Genomic DNA, 14,698 nt, shown 5'->3' with positions numbered 1-14,698 from the left:
AAAATTAAATTATGATAAAATACACCTGTCCCATGCATCCCCAGATATTGAAGGACGAACCGGGGAAATGTCCACTATGCGGAATGAATTTAATTCCTTTAGGAGGAACCGCCCGAGCTGAAAAAGACGAACACAGCCATCATCATCAGAATCATGATCATCACACAGAATTAGAAGATTCTGCCGCGGGATTTGACAAACATGCGGGTCATCATACACCGGATTTCCTGAAGAGATTCTGGATTACACTGGTACTTTCTGTTCCGGTGCTGCTGCTTTCCCACATGATTCAGCAGTGGCTCGGTTTTACGATTGCTTTTCCGGGGGATAAATACGTGCTGTTGGTTTTAGGAAGTATTATTTATTTCTACGGTGGAATGCCTTTTTTCAAAGGTTTTTTAGGCGAAGTGAAAGCCGGAGCTATTGGGATGATGACGCTCGTTGCTTTGGCAATTACTGTAGCTTATGTCTATTCCGTTGCAGTCGTATTCGGGCTGCCGGGCATGGATTTCTTCTGGGAACTTGCCACCTTAATTGTGATCATGCTTCTTGGGCACTGGCTCGAGATGCGTTCGCAGATGGCTGCTTCAAAAGCGTTGCAATCTCTAGTTGCCTTACTACCAAATGACGTAACCGTCGAGCAGAACGGAAGTCCGGTTAAAATAAAACTGGAACAGCTGAAAAACGGAGATACCGTAATCATAAGACCGGGCGAAAAAGTCGCCGCTGACGGTCTGATTGTCGAGGGCAGTTCCTATTTAAATGAAAGCATGCTGACCGGAGAAAGTGTTCCTGTAAGAAAAGAGTCCGGTGGAAAGGTTATCGCAGGGTCTATCAATGGAGACGGGGCTTTAAAGATAAAAGCAACAGGGGTTGGAAAGGATTCGTACCTCAATAAGGTCATTAATTTGGTTCAGGATGCTCAGGCAGCAAAGTCGAACACTCAGAATCTGGCGGATAAAGTAGCCAAATGGCTTACTATAGTAGCAATTGTGGTGGGAGTAGGAACTTTCGCTTACTGGTACATCACCATGGGAGATTTGGCTTTTGCTCTGGAACGGATGGTAACGGTAATGGTAACGGCCTGCCCTCATGCTTTAGGAGTGGCAATCCCTCTGGTGGTGGCCATTTCCACTACACTTTCAGCGACAAATGGTTTACTCATCAGAAACCGCACGGCTTTTGAAACCACGAGAAAATTATCGACCATTATTTTCGATAAAACCGGCACCCTTACGAAAGGTTCCCACACCGTGCAGAAAATCATTCCTCTAACTGAGCACTATTCGGAAAACGATTTACTCCAGTATGCAGCGGCAGTGCAGCAGAACTCCGAACATCATATTGCAAAAGGAATCATGCAGACCCTTTCTGAGAGAAAACTGGAGCTATGGAAGTCAGACAATTTCCGCTACATGCAGGGAATTGGAGTTACAGGAATGGTTAGTGGTAAATCGGTAGTCGCGGCCGGTCCTAATTATTTTGTTCAAAACAATAAACAGGTACCTGCCATTCCGGAAGAAATCAACCAGGATGCAGAAACAGTGAACTTTATTCTGATTGATGACGTGCCAGTGGGTATTGTTTCTTTAGCAGATACCATTCGCGAAGGCGCAACAGAAGCTATTGATCAACTTCGAAGCATGAACATTAAATCATTCCTGCTTACAGGTGATAACGAAAAGGTAGCGGCGGCGGTGTCAAAGCAATTAGGAATGGACGGATATTTGGCAAATGTACTTCCGCACCACAAACAGGAAAAAGTAAAAGAATTCCAGGACAAAGGGGAAATTGTTGCCATGACAGGAGACGGCGTAAATGATGCACCGGCTTTGGCAGCAGCAGATGTAGGCATTGCAGTTGGCAGCGGAACTGATGTTGCTGCCGAAACCGCAGATATTATTCTGGTCAATAGTGACCCTCGAGACGTGGTGAAAATGATAGATTTTGGAAAGAAAACTTACAGCAAGATGATCCAGAATCTCGTATGGGCAGTGGGCTATAACGTCGTGGCTATTCCACTTGCTGCAGGTGTTCTGTATCCCACATATGTCCTGAGTCCCGCCATGGGCGCAGTGCTGATGAGTGTCAGTACCATCGTGGTCGCACTTAATGCAAGTTTGTTAAAAATTAAATAATCACAAGATGAAATATATATTTTCGCTCTTTCTATTTATGGCAATGTCCATAAACAGTTATTCACAGAGCACCAAAACCGTGTACACCTGCCCGATGCATCCGCAGGTCGTGAAATCAGCACCCGGTAACTGCCCCATTTGCGGTATGACCTTGGTGAAGAAAACCATCACCGAAAAAAAACCGGCAGCCAAACCCGCAGCTGCTCCTAAAAAAGTTACAGCAGTTAAAAAAACTACGGCTAAGAAATCTGAAATTACCGCTGCAAAAACAAAGACGGTAACGGAAGTTAAAAAAACGGTCCTGCCAAAGGCTAAAGCAGTACCGAAAGACCCAGCGAGCATCAAAACGCCGGAACATTCAACACCTGCTCCGCATCAGCATGAAGCAGCGCAAAAGATGTATACTTGTCCGATGCACCCCGAGGTGGTTTCGGACAAACCCGGAAAGTGTCCCAAGTGCGGTATGAATCTGGTCCCTCAGAAGGAAAGCGGCCGGCATCAGTCTACCGGCAAAACCCCGGAACATCAAACTTCAGATGCGCATCAGCATGAAGAAGCGCAAAAGATGTACACCTGCCCGATGCATCCCGAGGTGATATCGGACAAACCCGGAAAGTGTCCCAAGTGCGGTATGAATCTGGTGCCTCAAAAAGGAAAGAAGGAAGATCATTCTGCACACGGAAACATGCAGATACATGGTGAACACAAAATGGTCATGCCCATGCCCGAAAAGCACCTAAAAGGCGGACGCAAAGTGACCTACCATCTTTATGTGAAAGACACCCTGGTAAATTTCGCGGGCAAACAGAAACGCGCCATTGCCGTAAACGGGCAGATTCCGATGCCAAAGCTGGAGTTTTATGAGGGCGATACGGCGGAAGTGATTGTCCATAATTTAATGGACGAAGAAACTTCTCTGCACTGGCACGGTCTTCATCTTCCAAATAAAGAAGATGGGGTTCCCTGGCTTACCCAGAAACCCATTCCACCACATTCAACCTACACGTATTCGTTTCCGATCATCCAAAACGGAACCCACTGGTATCACTCACATACTGGCCTGCAGGAGCAGATTGGAATGTATGGGATGATGATTCTGAAAAAACGTCCCGAAGATCCTACTTTCCGGCCGGGGATTGATGATCTGCCCACAGAGCACCTTATCCTAAGCGAGTGGACAAACCTGAACCCCAATAATGTTCAGCGGATGCTTCACAACGCCAATGACTGGTTCGCAATAAAAAAAGGCAGTACCCAAAGTTATGCAGAAGCCATAAAAGAGGGACACTTTAAGACAAAACTCACCAACGAATGGAAGCGGATGCTTGCCATGGACGTGAGTGACGTGTATTATGACGCCTTTCTGATTAACGGTAAAATCGAAAGTCAACTCTCCCGATATAAAGCCGGTGATAAAGTTCGGCTTCAAATCGCCAACGGCGGTGCTTCCTCCTATTTCTGGCTCAATTATGCCGGAGGAAAAATAAAAGTAGTGGCCAGTGATGGATTGGATATTGAACCGGTCGAAGTGGATCGCCTGATCCTGGCGGTTTCCGAAACAGTGGATATCGTAGTGGAAATTCCTGAAAAAAACACTTCATACGAACTCCTTGTTACACCCGAAGACCGCACAAAATCTGCGTCAGTGTTTATTGGAGAAGGAGCTACGAAATCCCATGATCCATTACCCAAACTCAAATACTTTGAAGGGATGAAGATGATGAACGACATGATGAAGATGAACGGTGACATGAAAGATATGGGCATGAAGATGAGTTATCAGACGATGGATATGAATCAGGTGATGTATCCTGAAATTAGTGCTGAAAATAATGCAGCAATGCCGATGGACAAGATGGACAACAACGATGCGCAAATGGATCACTCACAGCATCAGATGCCTGCTTCCGGGATTACCACATTGAATTATGGGATGATGAAATCGCCTTATGACACTTCACTCCCGAAAGACAGTCCCGTGCGCGAGCTCAAGTTTACCCTTACGGGAAACATGAACCGCTACATATGGAGCATGGACGATAAAGTCCTGGCAGAATCTGACAAAATATTGGTAAAAAAAGGCGAAATTCTCCGCATTACCCTGTTTAATAATTCCATGATGCGTCACCCGATGCACCTGCACGGATTTGATTTCCGCGTACTCAACAAAAATGGTGTTCAGGCACCCCTCAAAAATGTGTTGGATGTTATGCCCATGGAAACCAATGTCATAGAATTTGAAGCAAAAACGGATGGGGACTGGTTCTTCCACTGTCACATCCTCTATCACATGATGGCAGGGATGAACCGTGTTTTTGCAGTGGGCGATTATCAGAATCCTTTGCTGCCGGATAAAGCTTCAGCTTATAAAAAGCTTCAGCGCGAAAGTAACATGTGGCACCTGATGGCCGAAAACGATTTCGCCACCAATGGTAACGACGGGATGGCGAGAATTTCAAATGCCCGCTGGGAATTGGGAACGGAATGGCGCTTAGGTTACAATCCTCATCACGGCTACGAGGTAGAAACCCAGCTCGGAAGATATGTGGACCGTATGCAGTGGTTGAAACCCTTTATCGGATTCAATTATCATTACAGAAAAATTGACAGGAATAATATTGAAAAAAACCTCTTTGGACAAGCCAGTACAAAAGACGAACGAAAAACTTTCAGTGCTGGAATCATGTACAAACTTCCGCTGTTGGTAGATTTGCAGGCAGAAATATTTACAGACGGTATTGTTAGATTCCAGCTGAAGCGTGAAGATATTCCGCTTTCACCACGTTTGCGGGGTGCATTTATGGTCAATACCGACAAAGAATATATGGCTGGCCTAAAATACATTGTTACAAAGAATTTTGGTATTTCCACACACTACGACAGCGATATGAGCTGGGGCGCAGGGATTACTTTGAATTACTAAGATACTTGTTGATGAGCAATGTTTAATAGGATGCAACACGTAAATTAAAGACCGGTTGCACTTTATTTTGCTCGTACGCAGCCAGATATGTAATAAAGGAGAGGAAAAAATACGTATTACGAAGAAATTTGAAGTATCAATTTTTAGTCCCTACTTCTAAAATCAGGGACTAAATCGGGGATTGAGACTGGAAGATTACAAAATATGCATTTATTGACAATTTAACCGGAAAGGAAATTACAAGCAAAAATCCTGAATGTTCAGGTAAAAACCTATATCAACTTAAAAAAGAGGGTCTTCTGAACGTAAAAACGTACAAGCATATTTATAATGGTCCTTGTACCGACAGTGCATCTAACGATGAAGGAAAGTGGAGTTTTAATGCAACTACTAAGACTATAAATTTTTACGGTGATGCAGACTATATATTGAAGTCATACAGCAATTCACAGATGGAAATTGAAAACTTCGATGAGGGATATGTCGACTATAGTCCTGCGGACTACAATAATGATGGAGTAACAGATAAAGTAATTACTGTACTTATTAAACAATAGAGTTCAGCTCCTGCACTTAACTTCAACAATCAGCAAAACAACATTTCGGAGCGGAATGTTGTTTTTTTGATATAAATTCTAGACACACGTAGTAATGTTTAGCAGGACGCTTGTCGCAGTAATAGAGAGATAGCGTCCATTCATTACTGGTCTTAGGTAGGTTTTGTTCGGTAAATCTCATTCAACTTACTGTCCTCTACAGTACCGGAGGAAGTAAAACTTGAAAGTAATGTTTCTACAATTATTTTATCCGCGGAAGAACAGTTCGGATGTAAACGAACTTTTACTGAATCCAGCACATCAGGATTTATATCCATATCTATATAATCCGGGAAATTGCCTCCACGCGGAATTACTGTTACATAAAACCGTACTTCTTTTTGAAAGCTCCAAATCGGATTTTTGTAGCCAGCAATAATTTTTGCATTTTTAATATGAAAGTATCCATTTTTCTTAACTATCCCATCTCGTTTAATCGACTCAAAACTTTGGTCATAAGTCATCTCGATAAAAAAGCCATCTTCTATGTAGCTTGCTACTGCTATACCGTAATCTTCTGTCATACATTGTTCCGGAGTAAAAGGATATATGGGTTTCATTCCATTATCAACATGAATACCTTTAGCACGATCAGTTTGAAACTCATAGTTCATGTAAAACTCCTTGGGTAGTTCTAACCGAATCCCTTTCATCTTAGTATACAAGCTCCACTGTGCTAAATTTTCTGCCTCATCCTTGCTCCAGCAGGAAACATAAATCCCACGTGTAACGGTTTCAGGAAGGCCATGGCACTCTTGGATGTCATCAAGCATAGATAACGGTGTGAAACGGATTTGTTTAAACTTCAGAATTAGTGCTAAAGTTTGTATGCTAGTATAATGGTAAATCTGCATAAATAAGTTTAGTAATGTTGCTTTAAATTTTTGATGAGCAATATCTGACGTAGCTTTTCTTTTCATTAGAGCATACGATATGGTTTCTATACCACTTCGTTTGCCATCAGCTTCGCCTGCTCCAATACTGTTTCAGTTGCTTTCAGCTCCAGGTCTGGTGGGTAGCCGTGTTTGCGGAGGATTTTTTTGACGGCGATGCGCATTTTGGCCTGTACGTTTTCGCGGACGGTCCAGTCGATGCTGGAATTACTGCGGACGGTGTCTACCAATTCACGGGCGATGTGCCGTAAAATATCGTCTCCCAGGATTGCTACAGCGCTGTCGTTTACTTCCAAGGCGGAATAAAATGCAAATTCCCTGAAATCCAGTCCTAAATTTTCACCTTTGCGGTCTGCTTCCTTAAGGTCTTTTGCAAGGTTGATGAGTTCCTGAATGACTTCCGCAGAGGTGATGAGATTGTTCTGATAGTTGCGTACCGCATTTTCTATCATTTCTGAGAATTTCTTGGACTGTACAATGTTGGTTCTCTGCCGGGTTTTCACCTCATCATTTAATAGTTTCTTCAGCAATTCGAAAGCTAAGTTCTTATGCTTCATACCTCTTACTTCTGCCAAAAATTCATCTGATAAAATGGAAATATCCGGTTTCTTAATTCCGGCTGCATCAAAAATATCGATGACTTCATCTGCTACAACCGCATCACTCAATATCTGTTTAATGGCCGTTTCTATTTCTTCGTCGCTCTTGCCTTTTTTACTACTTTGGGTTACTTTTACGATTCTGGATTTGATCGCCTGAAATAATCCTACCTGATCGCGGATCTCAATTGTAGATGGATGCGGAACCGATATGGCGAATGCTTTTGATAATGCTGTTACAGCGTTAACGTATCTCGCCTTTCCATCTTCTAATCCTAAAATATAGTTGGCTGCCTGAATCGGAAAATATAACTTCTCCTTTGGCGTCATGTTAAAGAATGACAGATAATTAAAACCTTTGGATTCTGTATGGTCTTTGGGTTGTTCTGAAAACATCTGGGCAACAATCTCGTATTTGCTCATCATAACTGCCGATGCTTCTTCCTGATCGAATGCCGGTTTTCCTTTTCCACCGCTTTCTGTATAGACGGATAGTGCTTTTTTAAGATCTGTTGCTATTCCGATATAATCTACAACCAAACCACCTTCTTTGTCTTTGTACACGCGGTTTACTCTTGCGATTGCCTGCATCAGGTTATGCCCTTTCATCGGCTTGTCAATATACAGGGTATGTAAACTTGGCGCATCGAAACCAGTGAGCCACATGTCGCGGACAATGGCTAATTTGAGAACGTCTTTCGGATCTTTCAATCTTTCGCCTAATGCTTTTCTTTTGGCCTTATTTCTAACGTGAGGTTGGAAAGGCAAAGGATCTGAGGAAGAACCCGTCATGACCACTTTAATGGCTCCTTCGTTATCATCATCGCTGTGCCAGTCGGGTCTTATTTTTATAATTTCGTCGTAGAGTTCCACAGCGATGCGGCGGCTCATACAGACAATCATTCCTTTACCATCGAGTATTGCATTCCGTTCCTCAAAATGTTTTACAATGTCGGTTGCGATGAGTTTTAAACGGTCGGGATGACCGACAATGGCTTCAAGGCGTGCCCATTTTGCTTTCTTCGATTCGATATCGTAGCTTATTCCTTCTTCAGTTTCGCCATAGTCTGCCATTTCTTCGGCTACCAGATTGAGCTGCTCATCAATTTGATATTTGTTTTCTTCCTTTAAGGCAATTTTAGCTAACCGGTTTTCATAAAAGATACGAACCGTTGCTCCGTCTTCTACTGCCTGCTGAATATCGTAAACATCGATGTAATCACCAAAAACGGCTTGCGTATTTTTATCAGTGTTTTCGATCGGTGTACCGGTGAATCCGATAAAAGAAGCATTGGGTAAAGCATCGCGCATGTGCTTGGCAAAACCGTCTATAAAATCGTACTGGCTCCGGTGGGCTTCATCTGCAATGACCACAATATTCCTGCGGTCTGAGAGTTCATCAAACTGGCCTTTTATGTTTTTAAATTTCCCATTTCCCAAATCTATTTTCTGTTCTATTTCCGGGAGGAATTTCTGAATGGTCGTAAATACGATACCGCCTGAACCTACGGAAAGTAAATCCTTCAGATGGTCTCTGTTCTCGGCCTGTACGGGAGTTTGCCTTAACAAATCCTGACTTAATGAAAAGGTGTCGAACAACTGGTCGTCAAGATCGTTTCTGTCTGTCAGTATGACCAAGGTTGGGTTTTGGAGTTGCAGCACTAATTTACCTGCGTAAAAGGCCATCGATAAACTTTTGCCGCTGCCCTGTGTATGCCAGATTACTCCAGCACGCTGGTCTCCATTTACTGCAGTGGCTTTCTTGGTGGCTTCTACCGCTTTGTTTGCGGCGAAATATTGGTGGTAGCGCGGGACTATTTTGGTAAGCTGTTCCTTATTCTGGTGGAAGATTGTAAAATGACGGATCAGGTCCAGGAACACTTCTTTGTTCAGCATTCCTTTTGCCATGACCTCCATCTGTGGGATATTTTCGTCGGCCATGAGTTCGCCGTCAATGGATTTCCAGGGAACGAAGAACTGTTTGGGTGAAGTCAGGGAGCCGTACAGCGCATCCCAACCGTCTGAAGCGACCAACAGGGCGTTGTACTGAAATAAGGAAGGAATTGTCTGTTTGTAGGTCTGCAGCTGATTGAATGCTGCTTTTACATCTGCATTTTCATCTGCGGCATTTTTCAGTTCGATGACCACGAGCGGCAGTCCGTTAACGAAGAGAATGACATCCGGGCGTTTATTTACGTTGCCTTCAATCACGGTAAACTGATTGATAACCAGAAACTCGTTGTTGTGCGGATTGTCGTAATCTACGAGCCAGACTTTATCTCCGGCGATACGATCACCTTTGCGGAATTCTACCTCTACACCATCTGTGAGATATTTATGAAAACGATAGTTGTTCTGGAAGAGTTCGGGGCTGTCGGAACGCAATACTTTGCGAAGGGCTTCTTCCTGAGCTTCTGCTGGAATAGTGGGATTGTGTTTTGCAATGGCTTCCTGCAGGCGGTTTTTGAGGACTACTTCGTTGTATTCTCTTTCTTTGTAAAGTCCTTCAGGGGAAATATCTACGCCATTGAGGTAATGATACCCAAGGTCTATAAATTCCTGAATGATGATTTGCTCTATGTGGTCTTCTGATATAACTGCTGCCATAGGTTATGCATTTTCTGCGATGAGTTCGGAGACTTCCAGTTCGCCGGAAATTAGTTTTGGAAGAAGGGAGTCGCGGAGCATTGCTAGGTGAATGTTTTCTGAAAGATGATTACTTTGCAATTCCCACAAGTCATTTATTATTTTATCAAATGTTGAAATTACTACCAAAGGGATATCTAATAAATTTGTGTTTCTAAAATCGGTTTTATTAAATTTCAATTGAGCGGAACCAGATGTTATTGATTGTATTTGTTCCTGACCTCGAAAGTACTTGAAGTATAGGTAAAAGTAATTAGGATACGAACTTCTAAAAAAGACAAGATTGTTACCCAATGTCAGAGGTTTATTCAAATATGTTGGTGGTCTAAAAACCGTGCCCACATCCGCGACATTACTAATACAAATTTCATCGCCTAGTATCTTTGATTTTGAAAGGAAATTATACGTTTTTTCATCAACATATCTTAGCTGGTTTGTAAAGTTGGATTTTGAATCTGTATTTCTTAAAAAAATAGCGTACGAAGGACGATCTAAAATTGTCACATTCTCTTTGAGAGATGCAAAACTCCCATTTGCTACAAAATCAGAGACAAGGTACTTATCACCCAACCTAATCAAATGCCATCCTTTCGGAATTTCACCTATCTCACTATCCACCATTTCACCGCCCGAGGATTTGTAGGGCTCTCCGTTTTCGTTAGGGAATTCAAAATCGATGAACCACTGCTTGAAGAGGGTTTGAGCGAGGGTTTCGAGTTCGCGGTTTATTTTGTTGTTGAGTTCTATTTTGTCGTCGAGGGAGGAAAGGATTTCGGCGATGGCGGTTTGGGTGGGGAGATCGGGAACTGATGCTGAAATTGTTTCAAATGTGGATCTTGTAATTGTATCAAAAACAGCTCCGTGTGCATTTCTCTTTAATTCTGAAATTTTACATTTCATCAAATAGTAAAGAAAATCATTAGTGCATGTTTCTGATTTAGCATTTAGTCCATAACAAGATTGATTAAAAGCCATATCACGACCTAAAACTGCCAATTCTCCAACTGTACCACGAGCAGATATGATGATTTGACCTTGTTTTAGAATTTTAGTGCTTGAATTATTTAAACCCAAGTCTGTAATTTTCTTTTCCGTATCATATACTCTTTTCTCAGCATTACCAAAATCTACAACTGATAACCAAGGAATATCTCCATTCCAGTATTCTGGTATTTTAGTTTTTGGTGTTCCACCGCCTATTACATCCATTAAATCGGATAACTTATATTCTTTCCAGTTGGTCATTTAAATTGTGTTTTATTTACATGAATGAAAAATACAAAATAACGTAATCTAATGATTTACAGCTATTTGATTGTTTCTATTTTCGATTTTATTTTTCATTTGTTTGTTTTAGAATAGTTTAATGTATTCGTCGAATACAAAAACCCTGTTGCGGCTTTGCCCTGTCATTTCTTTTAATATACCGGCTTTCACAAATTCTGTGACTAAATCGTTGGCTGTTTTGTAGGTGCTTCGGGTGACTTCTGCAACCTGATTCACGTGTATTACCGGTTTCCTGAATAGGTACTGCAGTAAAACTGACGCATTATTTGCTCTTTTACCAAACGTTGTGTGTATCAGCGTTTCTAACCTCGCTTTTAGTTCTAAAACCTCAGAAAGTGTTTGTGTAGCTTTTTCTGCTGTTTCAGCTACCCCTACCAAAAAATATTTGAGCCACTGTTTCATATCGTTTTTAGACCGCACAAAAGTGAGATTGTCATAATACAAGCCTTTATTTTTTTCGAAGAATGCAGACAGGTAAAGCAGTGGTTTGTTGAGAATTTTTTGGTCAACCAGATATAATGTAATTAAAAGCCGCCCGATCCTGCCATTGCCATCTAAAAACGGGTGAATGGTTTCGAATTGATAATGAGCAATGCCTATTTTGATTAATGCCGGAACATTGATGTCTTCATTATGGAGAAATTTTTCTAAATCTCCCATTAATTCATTAACATAAACTTGATTTGGCGGAATAAAAACTGCATCTGCCAGTGAGTTGCCCCCAATCCAGTTTTGAGAGTTCCGGAATTCGCCGGGCTGTTTATGCTCGCCACGTACACTATCAAGTAGAATTTGATGAGTTTTCTTTATAAGCCGGGATGAAATAGGAAGTGTTTCCAATTCTTTTATCGCCTCATTGAGTGCCCTAATGTAATTGTTTACTTCGACCCAGTCGTTCTTTCTTTCCGGAGAAATTTCTTCTTCGTCTAAAAGTGCTTCATCCATTTGGGTTTGCGTACCCTCAATCCTACTTGAAACTACGGCTTCCTTAGTGACATGTAACTGAATAAACAGATCAATGTTGGGAACAAGTTTTGAAAATGAATTTAATTCCCCTAATTTAATTGCAGCTTTCTCTAATAGTTTATTAACACTTTGGTCCTCCCAAATCCAAGCATCATTTATTTCACTAGGTAAAAAAAAAGTATAGCCAGTTGAATGTTTTAATTTCTTTCCTGCTATATATTTTTCTAGGTTTATCATTTGTTTCTCTATTTTACTAAAGTAATATATCGTGTTCTTTTATTTTACTTTAAAGCGTAAAACTAAAATAAGAATTTTCTTATTTTAGTTTGAACCTAAAGTTCTATACCTACTTTCACCAAATTTCTTTTAATTCTCTCCTGCAGCTCTACCGACTTTTCAAAATAGCCTTTCAAGTTTTCTGAAATCGCCGCTACTTTTTCTTCGTAAGGTATGCCATCATCTTCCACATCTTCGGTGCCTACATATCGTCCGGGTGTCAATACGAAATTATTGGCTTCCACCTCAGCCAATGATGCGGATTTACAGAAGCCCTGAATATCTTCGTAATCGCCGTCTTTGTTGCGCCAGTTATGATAAGCGTTTGCAATTTGAGCAATATCTGCATCATTGAAGGCTTTATTCTTGCGGCTGGTCATGTGACCTATTTTCCGGGCATCAATAAAGAGAATTTCGCCGGAGCGGTCGCGGAACTTATGATTGGTACGGTTGCGTGCAAGGAACCACAAACAAGCAGGTATTTGGGTATTGAAAAACAGTTGGGTTGGCAACGCCACCATACAGTCCACTAAGCCCTCGGCAATCATCTGCTTTCTGATTTCTCCTTCAGAACCTGCGGTGGTCGTCATGGAACCGTTTGCGAGAACAATACCTGCTGTGCCGGTTGGTTTCAATTTATTGACAAACAATTGAAGCCAAGCATAGTTGGCGTTTCCTACGGGTGGAATCCCATATTTCCACATGTGGCTGTCCTGCAACTGCTCGCCACCCCAATCTGAAATATTAAAAGGCGGATTCGCCATGATAAAATCTGCTTTCAGGTCTTTATGACGGTCGTTGTGGAAGGTGTCACCGAGTTCTATTTTGGCATCAATCCCCCGGATTGCCAGGTTCATTTTTGCCAGTTTATAAGTCGTAGGATTACTCTCCTGACCATAGACTGCTATATCGCCTATTTTACCGCCGTGCGCTTCCAAAAACTTTTCGCTCTGCACAAACATTCCGCCACTGCCGCAGCAACCGTCGTATATTCTGCCACTGTAAGGCTCCAGCATTTCGACCAGCAGTTTCACAATACTTTCTGGCGTGTAGAACTGACCTCCTCTCTTGCCTTCGGCATCTGCAAACATTCCTAAGAAATATTCATATACGCGGCCCAGAAGATCCTTGCTGCTGTGTCCTTTTTCCTTAAAGCCAATATTTCCGATGAGGTCTACCAGTTCTCCCAAACGCTTTTTGTCCAATGACGGACGGGCGTAATCTTTTGGCAGAACACCTTTCAAAGAAGGGTTGTCTTTTTCGATGGCATCCATGGCATCGTCAATATCCTTACCAATACTTGGCAACTTTGCCCGCTGGTGCTGGATATACCCCCAACGTGCGGAAGGAGGTACATAAAAGACATTCTCTGCTAAGTATTCGTCTTTGTCTTCTTCATCTGAAAGTTTATCTTCTTTCAGTTTGGTGTATAGATCTTCGAAACTATCTGAAATATATTTTAAGAAAATGAGGCCTAATACTACATGCTTGTATTCGGCCGCATCCATATTGTTGCGTAATTTGTCGGCAGTAGCCCAGAGGGTCTTTACGAGTTCTTGGTTCATGGAGATATTTAGATAAGGAAGTTAACTCAATTTTCAGTTGAAATATTCTTAATAAAGGTTAAATGCAAGTAAACCAAATATAATCAAATTTCTGGGTCTACGATTATATTATATTTATCTAATTATGGCTGCCTCTCTGCATACTGAAAGCCGTTTGAAAGCGAAATATAACTTTTTACTTTTCTGTCGCCATCCGATTTAATGTACAGTGACAGTCGCTTTATACAACAATGCGCAGAAAAGCTAAGTATGTAAGCGCAAAAACATCTAACTGAGGTAATTTATCCCTTCATTTTATCCTGCACGACCCATAACTAGTATTTCTCGTACCATTATTCAAGCTTTAAAGATATTATTGAAACAGCTGATTTCTACGGCATTTAAAATAATTTATAAACACTTCCTTACGTGGTTATAAAACATTGGATAAATAAAGTATTATACTTTACCCTACAGCCCCACAGGAAACCATGCGCCAGCATAATAGTTGCTGATAAATCTCCCATCGTTTAGCTTTGCTCGTCAGTAGTCAGATCTCAAAAAGTACATTAATGATTATGCAGAATGCTACGTTAGACTTATACAAGCTTTGTAGAGGTGGGTGCTTGAAAAGCTGGAAAATGTGAATTACCCAATTACTAATTCTGTAAATTTGCCCACAGGAATAACTAAGAATTCACCAAAAAAAGTTCAAATCGAAGACCCTAACAATTAGCGTAAAAACAACATATTATTACAGATACTTATTACAATTAAAATATAAAACGTTGATTAACAAAGCTATTTTGTGGTCCCTCCAACTCCACCAC

The 14,698-nt window shown here is 41.6% G+C and carries 7 protein-coding genes; 2 read left to right on the top strand and 5 right to left on the bottom strand.

What is annotated here, in order from left to right; genetic code table 11:
- Positions 1 to 11 precede the first annotated feature (11 nt).
- Positions 12 to 2,138, top strand: coding sequence for a heavy metal translocating P-type ATPase (locus MVI27_RS10950; RefSeq protein ID WP_246961762.1), 2,127 nt, complete (start codon positions 12 to 14; stop codon positions 2,136 to 2,138).
- 7 nt (positions 2,139 to 2,145) lie between these two features.
- Positions 2,146 to 5,061, top strand: coding sequence for a multicopper oxidase domain-containing protein (locus MVI27_RS10940; RefSeq protein WP_323134612.1), 2,916 nt, complete (start codon positions 2,146 to 2,148; stop codon positions 5,059 to 5,061).
- A 709-nt stretch (positions 5,062 to 5,770) separates the two neighbouring features.
- On the opposite strand, the gene MVI27_RS10935 is transcribed toward MVI27_RS10940, so the two are convergent.
- From MVI27_RS10935 to MVI27_RS10915, 5 genes are all read right to left on the bottom strand, one after another.
- Entirely contained in the window at positions 5,771 to 6,577 is an 807-nt protein-coding gene (locus MVI27_RS10935) for a hypothetical protein (RefSeq protein ID WP_246961760.1), read from the bottom strand.
- A 20-nt stretch (positions 6,578 to 6,597) separates the two neighbouring features.
- Positions 6,598 to 9,756 carry a type I restriction endonuclease subunit R gene (locus MVI27_RS10930; RefSeq protein WP_246961758.1) on the bottom strand — a complete coding sequence of 1,053 codons (3,159 nt, stop codon included), beginning with the start codon at positions 9,754 to 9,756 and terminating at the stop codon, positions 6,598 to 6,600.
- 3 nt (positions 9,757 to 9,759) lie between these two features.
- Positions 9,760 to 11,040 (bottom strand): restriction endonuclease subunit S, encoded by a 1,281-nt coding sequence (locus tag MVI27_RS10925; protein ID WP_246961756.1) that lies wholly within the window; start codon positions 11,038 to 11,040, stop codon positions 9,760 to 9,762.
- Positions 11,041 to 11,148: 108 nt separating this feature from the next.
- Positions 11,149 to 12,285, bottom strand: coding sequence for a Fic family protein (locus MVI27_RS10920; protein WP_246961755.1), 1,137 nt, complete (start codon positions 12,283 to 12,285; stop codon positions 11,149 to 11,151).
- A gap of 95 nt (positions 12,286 to 12,380) precedes the next feature.
- On the bottom strand, positions 12,381 to 13,889 hold the full coding sequence (locus MVI27_RS10915) for a class I SAM-dependent DNA methyltransferase (protein WP_246961754.1): 1,509 nt from the start codon (positions 13,887 to 13,889) through the stop codon (positions 12,381 to 12,383).
- Between the last annotated feature and the right edge of the window lie 809 nt (positions 13,890 to 14,698).

This window comes from Chryseobacterium salipaludis, from assembly GCF_022968825.1.
Classification (GTDB): Bacteria; Bacteroidota; Bacteroidia; order Flavobacteriales; family Weeksellaceae; genus Kaistella; species Kaistella salipaludis.
This window is presented reverse-complemented; position numbering and strand designations above follow the sequence as displayed.

Bases quoted from the DNA above. Each gene is read 5' to 3' on its own strand.
- MVI27_RS10940 (WP_323134612.1), top strand. From the start codon at position 2,146: ATGAAATATATATTTTCGCTCTTTCTATTTATGGCAATGTCCATAAAC.
- MVI27_RS10950 (WP_246961762.1), top strand. From the start codon at position 12: ATGATAAAATACACCTGTCCCATGCATCCCCAGATATTGAAGGACGAA.
- MVI27_RS10915 (WP_246961754.1), bottom strand. From the start codon at position 13,889: ATGAACCAAGAACTCGTAAAGACCCTCTGGGCTACTGCCGACAAATTA.
- MVI27_RS10935 (WP_246961760.1), bottom strand. From the start codon at position 6,577: ATGAAAAGAAAAGCTACGTCAGATATTGCTCATCAAAAATTTAAAGCA.
- MVI27_RS10925 (WP_246961756.1), bottom strand. From the start codon at position 11,040: ATGACCAACTGGAAAGAATATAAGTTATCCGATTTAATGGATGTAATA.
- MVI27_RS10930 (WP_246961758.1), bottom strand. From the start codon at position 9,756: ATGGCAGCAGTTATATCAGAAGACCACATAGAGCAAATCATCATTCAG.
- MVI27_RS10920 (WP_246961755.1), bottom strand. From the start codon at position 12,285: ATGATAAACCTAGAAAAATATATAGCAGGAAAGAAATTAAAACATTCA.